The organism is Pontimicrobium sp. MEBiC06410, from assembly GCF_053601615.1.
This window is the reverse complement of sequence record NZ_JBSHNT010000143.1, coordinates 1-15,589: the sequence shown is the minus strand read 5'-3', so window position 1 is coordinate 15,589 and position 15,589 is coordinate 1. Positions and strand designations below refer to the sequence as shown.

The following is a 15,589-nucleotide window of genomic DNA, read 5'->3' as shown; positions in this document are numbered from 1 at the left end:
TTTTACGAATGTAAAATATATATAGAAAAGTACTTTAGTATTAAAGAAAAGTTTAACAGTATCTACTTAATTTAGTATTTTTACAATCTATATTAAATTATTATAAATGTCTGTAGCAAAAAAACAATACAAAAGAGTCACTGTTAAATCTTTAGTAGATATGAAAGCCAATGGTGAAAAAATTTCTATGCTAACTGCATACGATTATACAATGGCTAAAATTGTTGATGGTGCAGGAATAGATGTTATTCTTGTTGGGGATTCGGCAAGTAATGTAATGGCCGGACATGAAACAACATTACCTATTACCTTAGATCAAATGATTTATCATGCATCTTCGGTAGTTAGAGCTATAGAACGTGCTCTTGTTGTGGTAGATTTACCTTTTGGTAGTTACCAAAGTGATCCAAAAGAAGCATTGCGCTCTGCTATTAGAATAATGAAAGAGTCTGGTGGACATGCTGTAAAAATGGAAGGTGGTAAAGAAGTTAAAGATTCTATAAAACGTATTCTACATGCAGGAATACCTGTTATGGGACATTTGGGTTTAACCCCTCAATCTATATATAAATTTGGAACTTATACAGTTCGCGCCAAAGAAGAGCAAGAAGCTATTAAATTAAAGGAAGATGCTTTAATGCTAGAGAAAGCAGGTTGTTTTGCTATTGTTTTAGAAAAAATCCCTGCAAAATTAGCGCAAGAAGTGGCAGCTAGTGTTTCTATCCCTGTTATTGGTATTGGCGCTGGGTCTGGTGTAGATGGGCAAGTACTAGTAACACATGACATGATAGGCATGACGCATGAATTTAACCCTCGTTTTTTGCGTCGCTATATGAATTTATATGAAGATATGACTAATGCTTTTAGCCAGTATGCAGAAGATGTTAAAAATGGCAGCTTCCCTAGTGAAAAGGAGCAATATTAATTGCTTGGAGTTTTACAAATAATGTCTAAAATAATATCTAACAAATCTAATCTACAAGTTATCTATGAAGATAACCACATTATAGTAGTTAATAAACGTGCTGGAGATATTGTACAAGGAGATAAAACAGGAGATAAACCTCTTAGCGATATTGTTAAGGAATATATTGCAGAAAAATATAATAAGCCAGGTAATGTTTATTTAGGTACTGTGCATAGGCTAGACAGACCTACCACTGGTTTAGTTATTTTTGCTAAAACAAGTAAGGCTCTACCACGCTTAAATAAGTTGTTTGTTTCTAAAGATATTTCTAAGACCTATTGGGCTTTAGTTAAAAATAAGCCTAAAAAACACGCAGACACGCTAATACACTGGCTTAAAAAGAATCCAAAAAACAACAAATCTACTCCTTATAGCAAAGAGGTTAAAGACAGTAAAAAAGCGATTTTACATTATAAAGTATTAAAATCGCTTGAGAACTATTCACTACTAGAAATTAATTTAGAAACAGGTAGGCATCATCAAATACGTTGTCAATTATCAAGTATTGGAAGCCCTATAAAAGGAGATCTTAAATATGGATTTGATCGTAGTAATAAAGATGCCAGCATTCATTTACATGCTAGGCAGATACGTTTTATTCATCCTGTTTCAAAAAAAGAATTAAATATAACTGCTCCGCTTCCTAAAGATGCACTTTGGAACGCTTGTTATTAATACAGTAAAGCGTATTAGTTTCTTTATTGAAAACTTTTATAACTTTATAGCTTAAACTATTTTATGATACCTGAATTATTAAAATCTCAAAAAGACTATTTTAAAACTGGTGAGACCAAATCTATTAGTTTTAGAAAAGCGATTCTTAAACGCTTAAAAATAGAGCTTATTAAACGTGAAGATGAAATAAACTCAGCACTATATAAAGATTTTAAAAAACCTGTTTTTGAATCTTATGCTACAGAAATCGCTATGGTAATTTCTGAATTAGATTTAACAATAAAGAAACTTACAAAATGGGCAAAACCTAAACGTGTAATGCCTTCTCTTTTAAATTTTCCTTCTTCTGATAAAATATACTCCGAGCCTTATGGTAATACGCTTATTATAGCACCATGGAATTATCCTTATCAATTAGCTTTAGCGCCTTTAATTGCGGCCGTAGCTGCTGGTAATACTGTTATTTTAAAACCTAGTGAATTAACTCCCAACACTTCTAATGTTGTAGAGAATATAATAACTACAGTTTTTAAGCCTAATCATGTTAGCGTTGTTAAAGGAGGTGTAACTATATCTACAGAGTTATTAGCACAACGTTGGGATTATATTTTTTTTACAGGAAGTGTTTTTGTTGGTAAAATAGTAGCAAAGGCCGCAGCGGAGCATTTAACACCAGTAACATTAGAGTTAGGAGGTAAAAACCCCTGTATTATAGATGAAACTGCAAATATAAAATTAAGTGCCAAACGTATTGTATGGGGAAAATTTATAAATGCTGGGCAAACTTGTATTGCTCCAGATTATATTTTAATTCATAAGTCTGTAAAAGCACAATTTTATAAAGCATTAGAAAAAGAAATTGAATTAGCATACTCTAAAACCCCAAAAGAGTCTAATGATTTTGCCCGCATAATAAATGAAAAGAATTTTAAGCGTTTAGAGCAAATGCTTTATGAAGAAACTTGTGTTATTGGCGGCCAAACGGATATAGATTCTCTATATATTGCGCCAACTATAATAGATGAGCCTAAATTAGATAGTGAGGTTATGAAAGATGAAATTTTTGGTCCAATATTACCTGTCATCAGTTATGAAGATATTTCTACAATAGATTCTATTATTTTTAATTACCATAAACCTTTATCACTATACGTTTTTAGTAACAATAAACGTAAAGCAAAGGCACTTATAAATAGATTTTCGTTTGGTGGTGGAGCCATAAATGATACTGTTGTTCATTTTGTAAACCACAAGTTACCTTTTGGAGGTGTTGGAAATAGTGGTATTGGTGCTTATCATGGTAAATTATCATTTGATACTTTTTCTCATAAAAAAGGCGTGGTTACAAAAGCCAATTGGTTAGACCTGCCTTTTAGATATGCACCGTACAAAGGCAAACTAAAGGTTATAAAAACACTATTTAAGTGGCTTTCTTAAAAGGTTAGTTATAGTTATAACTCAGCTCTAAAATTACACCTTCTCCAAGGTTAGACTTTAAACTATAACTCGCATTTATTAATGTCGCTCTATTTCTCATGTTTAGCAAACCTGAGCCTTTTTCTACTTCACTAACATTAAAACCTTTTCCATTATCTGAAACTATAATTTTTAACTTATCTGCTTTATAATCTAATACTATTTCTAATAAAGTGGCTTTAGAGTATTTTACAGTATTGGAAATAAATTCTTGAATGATTCTAAATAAAATAATACTGTTTTTACTGTCTTTATAATTTTCTGGATTACCTTTAATATCTAATGTTGTTTTAAGTAAGTTTAGCTTATTTAAACGTCTTGCCTCATGCTCTATAGATTGTTGCAGTCCTTTGTTTACTATTACATCGCTATTTAATGATTTAGAAAGTGCTCTTAATTCACTTAGGCTTTCTTTTACAGCATTTTTAGTTTCTACAAAAGACTCTTTAATATCATCAGAAATTTGCATACTTAGTATGCTCAAATTCATATTTGCAACAGATAAAATTTGCCCTACATTATCATGTAACTCCTGCCCTATATTTTTAAGTGTTTGCTCCTGTATTTCTAATTGGGTTTTTGATAGTTCTTCTTCAAAAGCTTGCTGTTGTGCAATTTTGTCCAAAATAAGTTTGTTTTTTCTTTTTTGGAAAACTATAAAAAATAGGATGATTAGTGTACAGACAATTATTAATACTCCTACCATGTATAGTAGTAAGTATCTTTCTGCCGCTGTAGATACAGGTTTCTCAATAACCTGTGTAAATATAAGTAAATTAATCATTTTTAGCATCTGAAAAAATTAAACCGAAAGTAAATACAGAATACATAAATATATTGGAAAATAAATATATCTGCCATTTTAATATTACAAAATCCCAGTCTCTTTCACCAAAATAAACGTCATAAAAAACTAAAGGAGTTATAACCAACCACCATATCAAAATCGCGCTATTGATATAAAAATTCAACGATTTATAAAAAGTTAATATCCTTTCACTTTGCAAAATTTGAATAAAATATAATACTGAACATAATATAATTACAAGAGCCCCCATAACACTAATAATAGGAAGGTTTCTAATAAAAAAATCTTTAAAATGAAATAAAATGTATATTAATGAGATTAGCATAAATAAAATAGATGTGTATTTTATTATGAGCTTGTGCCTGTAATTTTTAAGTATATTATAATAATAGAATGAAAAGAATAGAATAGAACCAATCTTCCAATACAATGCAGACCACCAATAATTTTTCTCGAATAGTGTTCCATCTAAAAAACTCAAAATACCATCATTCTTTACATAATTAGAATATTCTGCTAAACCTTCACATACATTAATATAAACTAAAAACCATATAAAATACTTAGCAGCTGTTAGTTTATATTTTTTATAAAATAATAAACCTGTTACAGCTGCTATAATTTCAACACTATGTGTTATGAGAGTATAATTATATTTTAAAAACTCTTCCACTAATATTATTGCGGGTAATTTGCACTTGGTGGTACACCTGCTACTCCGTCATTTAAAATATCTCCACCTGGAATATCTCCTTTACCACTGGATCGTTCTGTATTAGATCTCCCTGTTGGAGATAGAAAAATAGTGGTATAACCTTCATCGCTCTCTGCGCCTTCATAAGCGCGAATACCGCTTAAAGTATAACCTAATTCTTTAGCCTGCGCTTTTGCATGAGCTATATAATTTTCTAAATCTTCAATAGACCACCATGAAGAACGATTGTCATCTTTACCAATAAGTTTACTTATTGCTGCGTGTCTTCCATTAAACGCTTGATCTAATGCTCTTCCTTCTTTTGATGTTTTAATTCCTGACATAATTTAATTGGGGATTTTTAAAAATACTAACACATTAAAATAAGCTCAAGAAGATACTATGAGTACTTTTCATTTTTCTTAAATTAATGATTAATATTTTGGTTAATAATAGCATATTAAAGTTCTAATGTAGGAAAAAAGTTTCTAAAATGCTACTATTTATTTAATGAAACTAGCTTGGGTTATTAGTAATTAGTGGTATCTTCTCTAATAATCAAGACTCTATACTATTTTTTATAAAATTTTAACTAGTTATTTCTTTTTTGTAAATTACATATATTATGGAATTGTAGTATTTATAGGGCTTTCAACTTTTTATTTACAAAACATTATCTTTTTTAAGTAAATGACCTTTGAAATTTTATATTTGCTCTTTACCTTTAATCTAAAATTATGCATATGCAGAAATCGTTATTAATATAATTATAAACAATGAATATGAAACTTATATGATCCAATAGGTATGTTTTAATCGTATTTACTATAATGCTACTTGTGTAGTCTATTATTAGTAATTTAAAAAATAATTCTTATTAAATAAATTGAAACCCTACTAAATCAATTCTTTTTATATGAGATAATATACATGTAAAAAAAGAAATTTTCTTTAGTAAAAAATGAAAAATCAAAAATATTCGGTATTAATAGTAGATGACCACCCTATGATTACTGAAGTTTATAAAAATGTTCTACATTCAATAAACGACCAAAATAAAGACATTAGTTTTGATGTAAATATTGCTCATAACTGTGACGACGCTTACTCGATAATTAGAAACTCCCATAAATTCTCTAAAAATATTAACCTTATTTTTTTAGATATAAGTTTACCTTCTTCTAGAGATGGAAAAATACTTTCTGGTGAAGATTTAGGGTTAAAAATCAACTCCTTATTACCTAATTCTAAAGTTATCATTTCTACCGCTTATGGTAATAATTATAGAATTCATAGCATTCTAAAAAACCTTAATCCCGATGGCTTTTTAATTAAAAGTGATATTGACCATAATGAATTAGAAACTGCCGTTAAAAATGTTCTTGGTGGCTCTACATATTATAGTAAAACGGTATCTTCTCAAATAAGAAAAGAGGTCTCTAACAACTTACTTCTTGATAATATAGATAGAAAACTTCTTTACGAGTTATCTATTAACACCAAAATGAAAGATTTGCCTAACATTCTACCCCTATCTCTTGCTGGTATAGAAAAAAGAAAACGTAATTTAAAGCGAACTTTTGATGTAAAAAGTGTAAACAACGATAAGGAACTTATTACAAAAGCAAAAGAAATGGGCTTTATATAAAAATATCATTATCTAAAGAGTTCTCTAAATTGGTAAATATTCTTTCTATTAGGGTTAGTTCTTCTGTTATAATTTCTGCACTTCCTCTCATTTCTTGTTTAAATTCAAGTGTTTTTCCAAAAAACCTTACAACAATAAACAACTAATTATCAAATAGTTACATCAAAAACATATCAAGTAAAACAAAAAAACAATATTTTATCATTCTAAAAATCGTGAATTAAAAAAGGCTCTTAATTAAAATTAAGAGCCTTTTTTAATAGTATTTTTAACGTTTTTATTCGTTTAAAAGCTGTTCTACAAAACCTTCAAACTCTGTTTTAAACTCGGTAAATTTTTCTCCAGTTGCTGGCCCATTAAAACCTGTATGTATTTTACGAACCTTTCCTTTTTTGTCTAAAAATATTGTTGTTGGATAACTTAACACATGGTTTAACATTGGTAGCTTTTCTTGTGCTTTAGTTTTACTTGTAGTTCCTGTTTGTGCCAGTAATATTGGGTATTCTATATCTATTCTGTCTGACAAACGTTTTATGTTAGAAAATGCTTTTTCTTCAGTTTTTGCATATTCAAAGGCTAACGCTACTATTTCTAAACCTTTAACTTTATTAGCTTTATAGTATTTAGAATAATATTTACTTTCATCTAAACAATTTGGGCACCACGTTCCCATAATTTGTACAAGTACAACCTTATCTTTAAAGCGCTCATCTGTAAGAGACACTTTTTTCCCATTTTTATCTGGAAATGTAAAGCTTAAACTGTCATAACCCTCGTTTAAATATGTTAAGTCGTTTGAGTTTGGTAACTCGTAAGTTTCGTTACGTTTTGCGGTAAATGGTTCTTTCCAGTGGTTTCCTGAATAAAATGTTCCATTTAATGTAGAATCGGTTACTGTGGCTGTAAATAAAAATGCATGAGCGCCATCAAAAGTAGAGAGTTTCATTTCATTTCCATTAATTACACCTTCTAAATAGCGATAATCTCCGGTCTCTGTTCTAAAAGTTCCTGTTACTTTATTTCCTTTTTGCTTAAAAATCCCTTTGGCTATATATTTATCTTCTGTATTTGGGCTAAAAACAGTTTCCCAATTACCAGTAACGTTTGCTTCTTGTTGTTTATTTATATCAAATCTTCCTTCTTTTTTTTCAGCAGAAAATGGGACTACTCTATTTAGGCCAGCTTTTACAAAACTACCGTTAAGTTTTTCATTTTCGATTTTTGCAGATAAATAACCTTCAAAAACAGGCATTTTAATATACACAGAATCATTTCTGTACGTTATTTCATCTACTGTTATTACTTCTTCTGCATTAAAAACATCTAATTGATTGGCATCTTTGACTTTAAATGTAAATGGTAAGACTTCTGTACCACTTACTTTTAATTCTGCTCTATACTGTCCTTTTGATAGTTTTTCTGAGGTTTTTTCTGTTTTATTTTCAGTTTTGCATGAAAATATTGCTAAGGCAATTATAAGACTAAGTAAATGGCGCATTATTAATTTCTTTTGTTATTATTATTCGAAGAAACAACAAATTAATTACAAATAAAAAAGCCCAACTGCAAAGTTGAGCTTTTCTTATAAAGTTCTTATGTGTTTAGTTTTTAATTACCTTCTTTTGAATAACGCGTTGCCCATCGTATAAACGAAAAATGTAAGTACCGCTCTCCAGTGTTTTTACATTTAAGTTACGTTTAAATGCACCTTTATCTACTTCTATTCCTGCTAAATTATATATAATGTACGTTATAGGTCTGTCGTCTTTCATACTAACTTTTAATCCTGAAAATGTGTTATATATGTTAGCATCGTATATTTTTACTGACTTAGTTAACGCTCCATCTATGTGCATATAATCGCCCGCTAGTTTTGAGCTACTTCCAATATTAATTGTGTAATCTTCAACTTCTCCATAAGAAAATGTTTCACAAGCTGTTTGCGTAGCATCCCATTTCATAGAAACACGCATTCTTGTCTGTCCTGCTAATGCTGAGTTTGGTATATTAAAGTTATATGATAAATTACCCGAGCTAGAAGTAGATCCTGTAACAACTTCTTCTGCGGCTTCAAACGTACCATTTTTATTAAAGTCTATCCAAACTTTAAAATACTCTGTATAAGTTGTACTAGCAAAGCCAGCACTTAAAACAATTGTATTGGCTCCATAAGACACGTTTCCTGTCTGGTTTGTAAAATCGGCATAACCCGCATTTGAAGCCGTTGCATTAGAAATACCACCAATACCTACAAAGTCTATATATTCGAAATTAGAATTCTCCCCTTTAGAGCTACAGTAATTTACTGGCGCTGGTGTTGGTGTTGGATTAGGGTTTGCACTTCCACTTACAGTATGTGTACCTAAGTCATTAAATGTATTTTGTGCAAATGTTGTCCATTCATTTAAAGTATATGTTGTATTAGGACTAGAAACTGATGCTTTTCTTCTTAGCGTTTTATCTTTAGCAAAATTAGAGCTACCTCCGTTAAAAGTACCTACTATGTCTATTAATACTCCATTTTTAAATAAACCTACAGCATCATTCCCATTAAATGTTAAAGCAGAATTACCAGTTGTTATATTTGCTTTTGAAGTTACTGAAGTAGATGCACTACTATTTGCTACAACATAAACATTCTCATTAGTTAATGTGCCACTTAAGTTATAACCAGAACTCCAGCTTCCAGCTCCATTAGTTTGTTTTTTTATTGTGTAAGTTGAAAGGTTTACAGAGCCTCCAGTAAAATTGGCTATTTCTATAGCTTTATTATTAGATGATCCTTCTACATATTCAGATATAAACAACTCTGCAACTGGGTCTGGGTTTCCGCCTCCTGAACCTGTTCCTGTTCCAAAACGATCCTCTGCTTGTGGGCCACCCCATATTTTAGTAGCAAAGGCTGGGTTATCTATAAATGGATTTCTGTTTCCTTGAATTCCAGCTATAACATTATTTCTATTATCTTCAAATGCATTTACTGGGTCATCAACATTCCATTGTAAGAACAAGTCTATCATATTATTATCTACAGTTAAAGCATTACCTACACCAACATTTTTAGGTAAACAACGGTCTCCATAGCGTAAATACATAAATAGCATCATACGTGCAACATCTCCTTTCCATTCATCTCCTGGATAAAAATGCCCTTGAGCTGTTATGCCAGCATTTCCATTTCCACTAGCATATTTTCTATTGTTTCTAGTAGAGTTCATTTGCCCATCGCTTGCGCGTAAATGATGCGCATCGCTTCCTGGGCCTGATGTACCTAGGTCTGGAGTTCCTAAAGATTTTGGGTAAGAGTGCTCTCTATTCCAAAGCCCTAAACCTCCTCCTCTACTAGATTTAGCTCTACTTCTATCTGTTTTCGCATTACCATCTGTATCATCATACCCGTATATTAATAGTACATTATTAGAATTATTTGGGTCTTGATCTGCATTTTCTAATGCGTTCCATACGCCTGGTGTGTAACTTAAAAAAGTAGTATGCGTACTAATTATTTTAGTTGCTAAATCATCTTTTAGAGCAGTTCCATTTTGTGTAACATCTACTCCATTATAGTATGCAGGGATTTGAGAGAATGCTATTGATGAAACCAATAGCAGTAGGATTAATAATTTTTGTTTCATTTTAATTGTGTCTTTTTGGTTGTTTTTAATCTATGTAATAAAGCAATTTAATTAGTATTCACCTAAAATTTTTCTTGTTTTCGAATAAGCGTTCGAAAATAGTAACTAATAGTTAGTAATTCTTTACCATTAGGTTAATTACAATTTATAAAACTGTTAATAACTATTTTTAAAACAAAACACTTTTTTCAATTTCCAGAACTCTCAACTATTCTTATATTTGTTGTCTTAAAATGTTATCTGTATAAATAGTTTAGGTTGCATTATTTTAAATTAAAAACAAACATCTATCGATGAAAATTTCATATAACTGGTTAAAGCAATTTATTAAAACAGATTGGTCACCAGAACAAACAAGTGAATTACTTACAGACTTAGGTTTAGAAGTCGAAGGTTTAGAAGCTTACCAAAGTGTAAAAGGCGGTTTAGAAGGTGTAGTCGTTGGTGAGGTATTAACTTGTACGCAACACCCCAATGCAGATCGTTTAAAAGTAACAACCGTAAACATTGGTGAAGATGCTCCTGTACAAATTGTTTGTGGAGCACCAAATGTGGCTGCGGGGCAAAAAGTTCCTGTTGCAACCATAGGCACTACTCTATATACAGAAGAAGGAGAAGCTTGGACTATAAAGAAAGGAAAAATTCGAGGCGAGGAAAGTCATGGTATGATCTGTGCTGAAGATGAACTAGGTCTAGGAAAATCTCATGATGGTATCATGGTTTTAGATAATGATACTAAAGTAGGAACTCCTGCTTCTAGTTTATTTAATATTGAAAATGATCAAGTCTTCGAGATTGGTTTAACACCAAATCGAGCTGATGCTATGAGTCATTTTGGTACTGCTCGCGATTTAAAAGCAGGATTACAACAAAAGGATATTACTTTAGAATTAATTACACCTTCTGTTAGTGCTTTTCATGTTGAGAATAGAACTTTAAAAATAGATGTTGAAGTATTAAATAAAGAATTAGCACCTCGCTATTGTGGTGTAACAATATCTGGAGTAAAAGTTGGAGAATCTCCTGCATGGATACAACATAGATTAAAAGCTATTGGTTTAGCGCCCATAAATAATATTGTAGATATTACTAATTATGTTTTACATGAATTAGGGCAACCACTTCATGCTTTTGATGCTAATAAAATTGCAGGTAATAAAATTGAAGTAAAAACCGTAGAAGCTGGTACTAAATTTACTACTTTAGATGGTCTTGAGCGTGAATTACATGAAGATGATTTAATGATTTGCGATACAGAAAAACCATTATGTATTGCAGGGGTTTTTGGAGGTTTAGATTCTGGAGTCTCAGAACAAACCACTAATATCTTTTTAGAAAGTGCCTACTTTAATCCTGTTGGTGTTAGAAAAACAGCAAAACGCCACGCTTTAAATACCGATGCTTCTTTTAGGTTTGAAAGAGGTATAGACCCTAATATTACAGAATATGCTTTAAAACGTGCTGCTTTATTAATACAAGATATTGCAGGCGGAGAAATTACTAGTGATATTTCTGATGATTACTCTAATAAAATAGAAGATTTTCAGGTACGTATTAGTTTCGATAACGTTACAAGATTAATTGGACAAGAAATACCTAGAGAAACAATAAAAAGCATTCTTTCTTCTTTAGAGATTAAGGTTAATAATGTAACAGAAGCTGGTTTGGGCCTTACTGTTCCTGCTTATAGAAATGATGTACAGCGTGAAGCAGATGTTATAGAAGAAATACTTCGTGTATATGGCTATAACAACATTGAAACTACAACAAAATTAAACGCATCCATTTCTAACACGTCTAGATTTGAGGATCATAAATTACAAAACGTAGTTGGTAATCAACTAGCGTCTCAAGGTTTTTACGAAATCCTATCTAATTCGTTAACCACTCCTAATTATATTAAATTAAGCGAGCAATTAAAGGAAGAGCATAATATTACTATGCTAAACCCTTTAAGTAATGATTTATCTGTAATGAGACAATCGTTATTATTTTCTGGTTTAGAATCTATATTACATAATATAAATAGAAGGCAGAGCGATTTAAAGTTATTTGAATTTGGTAAAACTTACCATAATTATAACGATAAGCGTGAAGAATATAAACACTTAACTTTGTTTACTACAGGTAATAAAGTAGCAGAAAACTGGAGTGTAACAGCAACCAAAAGTGATTTCTTTTATTTAAAAGGAACTATTATAGCACTTTTAGAACGTTTAGGAATTAATAGATATAGATCTGCTCCTACTAAAAATGATGTGTTTAGCGAAGGTATGCAGTTTGAACAAGGTAATAAAATGCCTTTAGTATCTTTTGGAGTTGTTAAAAACTCTATTTTAAAACACTTTAGCATTTCTCAAAACGTTTTATTTGCCGATTTTAATTGGGATAATATTATTGAAGTTGCTAAACGTAATAAAATTAAATTTACTGCTATACCAAAATATCCAGAAGTTCGTCGTGATTTTGCGTTATTGTTAGATGATAATGTTACATTTGAACAGATACATACAATTGCTAAACAAACGGAAAAACAATTACTTAAAAATGTAAGTTTGTTTGATGTCTACGAAGGTAAAAATCTACCTAAAGGTAAAAAGAGTTATGCTGTAAGTTTTATGTTTCTAGATGAACACAAAACGCTTACAGACAAGGTTATTGATAAAATAATGAGTAAATTACAATCTAATTTTGAAAACAAGTTAGGTGCAGAATTAAGATAATTATGACTGAACAAAATTCTCCAAAAAACAATAAAAATATTTTTAATTTACTATTAGGATTCCTTTTTATTGGAGTTGGAGGCTATCGACTTTACAGTCATTATTTTACTGAAACAGTTTATAGTAATTTTAGATTAGTGCTATCTATTCTATTAATTGGTTTTGGTATCAATAGTTTTTATAAGTATTTTAAATAAAGGGTTAAAACCCAATATTAGCAAAATAATTTAACACCTTTGCTGTACTCATTGTTAAGCAATGAGTATAAATTAATATTTTAGCTTGAGCAAATACAATGTGTTGTATTTGCTCTTTTTTTGTTAAAAACAAAAATCCTTACTAATTGTAAGGAAAATCCTTAGCGATATTAAACTAAAAAAGTATATATTCACGCCCTTACAAATCGCTGTACGTTAATAATTTAGTGAATAAGTAATTAGTTTAACCGACCAAATGCAACTAAATATCAAGTAATTTATTGTTTAATATTCAACCTAAACAATTTATTAACTTATGAAAAATTTATTTATTGCATTTTTAATGCTGACACTGGTTTCTATTACATTTACTTCTTGCACTACAGAACCAGTAACCGAAGATGAAAACATTACCGCTATTATCGACCCTGAAAAAGATTGTCCGCCAAACGACAGAAACTGTAACGGTATTCCTGACGACGAAGAATAGTTTATATTTAACACTACTAATATCCATAGGTTGTATATCTCCTTTTGTTCATATAATCTATGGTATTAAAGATACAGAAGGCATATTTGGTTATAGATATATGTCTTCTTTTTTAAACGCCTTTGGGAGAATTAATTCCTTATTATGTTCTGCTCTGTTTATGAAATTTATCGCGTCTAAAACCATAAGTAAATACAAAGAATTGGTTAAAATTGGGGCAAATATGTTTCTATTTGTTTCTTCATTTTTTTTATTAAATCTATTCCTACCCAAAAAAGTATTATTCGGAACTGTAGACTTCCCTCCATATTTTTATTGGTTTAGCATGTTAATATTGTCTATCTGCTCTGGTCTCTTTTTATCTAAAATTCAAAAAGGTTTTTTAACTTCAGAAGAAAAATTTAAAAATATTATAAGAAAGCTTTTTAGATACATTTATGAATCTGAAAAGGACTTAAAAGATGAAACACTAGAAAAGCATAAACTCTTAAGAGGAGAACTCATAAAAAAAACTTTGGATAATGTCGGATAAAGAGGATCAAAAAAAGAAGATAACTGATGCTGATTGTTTTCCTGAAGAATTTTTGGAAGAATTAGATATAGATTTAACTCTTTATATTGAAAAGTTAAAAAAAGAAAAGAAGGCTAATTTAAACGCGTTTCATTTAGCTATAAAAGATATGGATATAAAAGATCTAGATGCTATTTTTGGTTGTTATATAACGTAGCTTGTTGCAAAGCCCATTTAGCAGCTTCGGCTTCAAACTTTAACCTCCATTTATCGTCTTTCATTTTTTCATTCCACTCTACATCTATTTCAGAACACTCAATACGCTCTTCTGTATCATCTAAAATCATACTTCCCATTCCTGTAAGTAACCAACGTGAACTCACCTCTTTATAAGTAGAGATAAATCGCTCTATATTAACCTCAGAAAGTCCAGTGGTTTTATCTAAAACACCATTTGCAATGCCTGTTTCTATATAAAACTGTCGCTTACTCAAACCTTTAAATGCTATATAATGAAGCATTCTTTGTTTTAAATTTGAGATATTTTTCTCCATTTATTATTAAGTTGAGATATTTTTCTATATATTTGTTTTGTATTAAAGGTGTTTATAACACAAATAACACCCTTAACTACCAAATGTACATAAAAAACAAACGCCCCTTTAATTATAGGCGTTATAAATATATGCCTAAAAATAATTTATAAGTTGAATTATTAATGGCTGTAGTATATACAATGCTAGCTTGTATATACTTAAACAAAAACATAGAATAGACCCTTAACCAGCTCCCTATTTTAAAGCTTTCCCTAAAAGCTAGGGTCTTTTTATATCTGTGTTCTCAATCTTGTATTGAGAAGACAAAAACAACTATTAATCATAAAAAAATTAAATGAGTATTGTGACTATAGAAATAGCCCCATTACAAATAATAATAGCTAGCGAAGATGAACAGTATAAAAAGAACTTAGAATGTTATTTTAACAACTATTATCCTTTTGTAGATGTATTTTTAGTAAAAACCACTACAGAGGCACTCGCTTATTTTAACGATAAGCCACCCTTTAAGTTTTTAATACGTAAACCCGAAACGCCTTTAAATAAAGCCGATTTAAAAAACTGTAAAGCTACAGAACTGCGAGATGTTAATTTAAGGCTAGTTGTATTCCAAAAACACCACAAAAAGACTGTAAAGGCTATAAATAAAAGCACCATACGTTATTTAAAACAAGAAAAGCTCCTATTTATTGGTATGCCCACATTTGCTGTATTGGGTATGCTAAAACATAAAGGTTTAAAACATCGTTTTTATAAGATTTTGGCGCATGCCTCTAGCGTATTGTTTTTAAAGCCTAATTAATAATATAAGGGATACGCATTGAAACGATGGTTTTACTAAATACCACTATAATAACGCTAACTAATACAATAATTTTAAACGAACTAAAAACATGAAAAAATAGAAACTACACTTACCCATTAGAGCATTGTTTTACAAGGTAAAGCTACTCGCAGATTATTTTAAATGTTTATGTGCTAGGTTGATAAATAATTAAAATTTAAAAACATGACACTATTAAAACATATAAAACGAGTAGCGTTTTGTGCATCCATAGCTTTTTTAACCTTTAACTGCCAAAAAGAAGACGATACTTTACAAGTACAACAAACAGCATTAAAAAGTAATGTTAACATTTCTAGGCTTAACACTAAAGCCATTGAAAACGATAAAAACTTAATGCGCATAATAAATAAAGCAGAAACTA

General features: G+C 30.2%; 17 protein-coding genes. 11 read left to right on the top strand and 6 right to left on the bottom strand.

Annotation, left to right across the window (positions count from 1 at the left end; genetic code table 11):
- The first annotated feature begins 106 nt into the window (after positions 1–106).
- The 3 genes from panB (at position 107) to ACVC08_RS04730 (ending at position 3,079) form a co-directional block, all read left to right on the top strand.
- Positions 107–925, top strand: coding sequence for a 3-methyl-2-oxobutanoate hydroxymethyltransferase (gene panB / locus ACVC08_RS04740; RefSeq protein WP_452596578.1), 819 nt, complete (start codon positions 107–109; stop codon positions 923–925).
- A 21-nt stretch (positions 926–946) separates the two neighbouring features.
- Positions 947–1,642 (top strand): RluA family pseudouridine synthase, encoded by a 696-nt coding sequence (locus ACVC08_RS04735; RefSeq protein ID WP_452601184.1) that lies wholly within the window; start codon positions 947–949, stop codon positions 1,640–1,642.
- Between the two features lie 63 nt (positions 1,643–1,705).
- Positions 1,706–3,079, top strand: coding sequence for an aldehyde dehydrogenase (locus ACVC08_RS04730; protein WP_452601183.1), 1,374 nt, complete (start codon positions 1,706–1,708; stop codon positions 3,077–3,079).
- Positions 3,080–3,083: 4 nt separating this feature from the next.
- Here the strand turns inward: ACVC08_RS04730 and ACVC08_RS04725 are convergent, their stop codons facing one another.
- From ACVC08_RS04725 to ACVC08_RS04715, 3 genes are read right to left on the bottom strand one after another with little or no spacing between them, the layout of a single operon-like run.
- On the bottom strand, positions 3,084–3,902 hold the full coding sequence (locus ACVC08_RS04725; RefSeq protein WP_452601182.1) for a sensor histidine kinase: 819 nt from the start codon (positions 3,900–3,902) through the stop codon (positions 3,084–3,086).
- Positions 3,895–4,599 (bottom strand): hypothetical protein, encoded by a 705-nt coding sequence (locus tag ACVC08_RS04720; protein ID WP_452601181.1) that lies wholly within the window; start codon positions 4,597–4,599, stop codon positions 3,895–3,897. The genes ACVC08_RS04725 and ACVC08_RS04720 overlap by 8 nt, the downstream gene beginning before the upstream one ends.
- A 5-nt stretch (positions 4,600–4,604) precedes the next feature.
- Positions 4,605–4,964, bottom strand: coding sequence for a hypothetical protein (locus ACVC08_RS04715; protein WP_452601180.1), 360 nt, complete (start codon positions 4,962–4,964; stop codon positions 4,605–4,607).
- A 617-nt stretch (positions 4,965–5,581) separates the two neighbouring features.
- Between ACVC08_RS04715 and ACVC08_RS04710 the strand changes: the two genes are divergently transcribed.
- Entirely contained in the window at positions 5,582–6,268 is a 687-nt protein-coding gene (locus tag ACVC08_RS04710; protein ID WP_452601179.1) for a response regulator, read from the top strand.
- A 277-nt stretch (positions 6,269–6,545) separates the two neighbouring features.
- Here the strand turns inward: ACVC08_RS04710 and ACVC08_RS04705 are convergent, their stop codons facing one another.
- Together ACVC08_RS04705 and ACVC08_RS04700 are read right to left on the bottom strand one after the other, a co-directional pair.
- Positions 6,546–7,766 (bottom strand): peroxiredoxin family protein, encoded by a 1,221-nt coding sequence (locus tag ACVC08_RS04705; protein WP_452601178.1) that lies wholly within the window; start codon positions 7,764–7,766, stop codon positions 6,546–6,548.
- 103 nt (positions 7,767–7,869) lie between these two features.
- On the bottom strand, positions 7,870–9,903 hold the full coding sequence (locus tag ACVC08_RS04700) for an endonuclease (RefSeq protein ID WP_452601177.1): 2,034 nt from the start codon (positions 9,901–9,903) through the stop codon (positions 7,870–7,872).
- A 293-nt stretch (positions 9,904–10,196) separates the two neighbouring features.
- Between ACVC08_RS04700 and pheT the strand changes: the two genes are divergently transcribed.
- The 5 genes from pheT (at position 10,197) to ACVC08_RS04675 (ending at position 14,041) form a co-directional block, all read left to right on the top strand.
- Complete coding sequence (gene pheT / locus ACVC08_RS04695; RefSeq protein WP_452601176.1) at positions 10,197–12,626, top strand: phenylalanine--tRNA ligase subunit beta; 2,430 nt, start codon at positions 10,197–10,199, stop codon at positions 12,624–12,626.
- 2 nt (positions 12,627–12,628) lie between these two features.
- On the top strand, positions 12,629–12,823 hold the full coding sequence (locus ACVC08_RS04690; protein WP_452599551.1) for a hypothetical protein: 195 nt from the start codon (positions 12,629–12,631) through the stop codon (positions 12,821–12,823).
- A gap of 343 nt (positions 12,824–13,166) precedes the next feature.
- Complete coding sequence (locus ACVC08_RS04685; protein ID WP_452601175.1) at positions 13,167–13,313, top strand: hypothetical protein; 147 nt, start codon at positions 13,167–13,169, stop codon at positions 13,311–13,313.
- A 100-nt stretch (positions 13,314–13,413) separates the two neighbouring features.
- Entirely contained in the window at positions 13,414–13,845 is a 432-nt protein-coding gene (locus ACVC08_RS04680) for a hypothetical protein (RefSeq protein ID WP_452601174.1), read from the top strand.
- Positions 13,835–14,041 (top strand): hypothetical protein, encoded by a 207-nt coding sequence (locus ACVC08_RS04675; protein WP_452601173.1) that lies wholly within the window; start codon positions 13,835–13,837, stop codon positions 14,039–14,041. The genes ACVC08_RS04680 and ACVC08_RS04675 overlap by 11 nt, the downstream gene beginning before the upstream one ends.
- Here ACVC08_RS04675 and ACVC08_RS04670 read toward each other — a convergent pair.
- Positions 14,016–14,378, bottom strand: coding sequence for a hypothetical protein (locus tag ACVC08_RS04670; RefSeq protein ID WP_452601172.1), 363 nt, complete (start codon positions 14,376–14,378; stop codon positions 14,016–14,018). The genes ACVC08_RS04675 and ACVC08_RS04670 overlap by 26 nt on opposite strands.
- A gap of 337 nt (positions 14,379–14,715) precedes the next feature.
- On the opposite strand from ACVC08_RS04670, the gene ACVC08_RS04665 reads away from it, so the two are divergent.
- Complete coding sequence (locus ACVC08_RS04665) at positions 14,716–15,183, top strand: hypothetical protein (protein ID WP_452601171.1); 468 nt, start codon at positions 14,716–14,718, stop codon at positions 15,181–15,183.
- Between the two features lie 207 nt (positions 15,184–15,390).
- Positions 15,391–15,589, top strand: a 199-nt coding sequence (locus ACVC08_RS04660) for a hypothetical protein (protein WP_452601170.1), incomplete at its 3' end; no start/stop codon positions are given.

Bases quoted from the DNA above. Each gene is read 5' to 3' on its own strand.
- ACVC08_RS04690 (WP_452599551.1), top strand. From the start codon at position 12,629: ATGACTGAACAAAATTCTCCAAAAAACAATAAAAATATTTTTAATTTA.
- ACVC08_RS04710 (WP_452601179.1), top strand. From the start codon at position 5,582: ATGAAAAATCAAAAATATTCGGTATTAATAGTAGATGACCACCCTATG.
- ACVC08_RS04730 (WP_452601183.1), top strand. From the start codon at position 1,706: ATGATACCTGAATTATTAAAATCTCAAAAAGACTATTTTAAAACTGGT.
- ACVC08_RS04680 (WP_452601174.1), top strand. From the start codon at position 13,414: ATGTCTTCTTTTTTAAACGCCTTTGGGAGAATTAATTCCTTATTATGT.
- ACVC08_RS04665 (WP_452601171.1), top strand. From the start codon at position 14,716: ATGAGTATTGTGACTATAGAAATAGCCCCATTACAAATAATAATAGCT.
- ACVC08_RS04715 (WP_452601180.1), bottom strand. From the start codon at position 4,964: ATGTCAGGAATTAAAACATCAAAAGAAGGAAGAGCATTAGATCAAGCG.
- ACVC08_RS04685 (WP_452601175.1), top strand. From the start codon at position 13,167: ATGCTGACACTGGTTTCTATTACATTTACTTCTTGCACTACAGAACCA.
- pheT (WP_452601176.1), top strand. From the start codon at position 10,197: ATGAAAATTTCATATAACTGGTTAAAGCAATTTATTAAAACAGATTGG.
- ACVC08_RS04725 (WP_452601182.1), bottom strand. From the start codon at position 3,902: ATGATTAATTTACTTATATTTACACAGGTTATTGAGAAACCTGTATCT.
- ACVC08_RS04705 (WP_452601178.1), bottom strand. From the start codon at position 7,766: ATGCGCCATTTACTTAGTCTTATAATTGCCTTAGCAATATTTTCATGC.
- ACVC08_RS04670 (WP_452601172.1), bottom strand. From the start codon at position 14,378: ATGGAGAAAAATATCTCAAATTTAAAACAAAGAATGCTTCATTATATA.
- ACVC08_RS04700 (WP_452601177.1), bottom strand. From the start codon at position 9,903: ATGAAACAAAAATTATTAATCCTACTGCTATTGGTTTCATCAATAGCA.
- ACVC08_RS04675 (WP_452601173.1), top strand. From the start codon at position 13,835: ATGTCGGATAAAGAGGATCAAAAAAAGAAGATAACTGATGCTGATTGT.
- panB (WP_452596578.1), top strand. From the start codon at position 107: ATGTCTGTAGCAAAAAAACAATACAAAAGAGTCACTGTTAAATCTTTA.
- ACVC08_RS04735 (WP_452601184.1), top strand. From the start codon at position 947: ATGTCTAAAATAATATCTAACAAATCTAATCTACAAGTTATCTATGAA.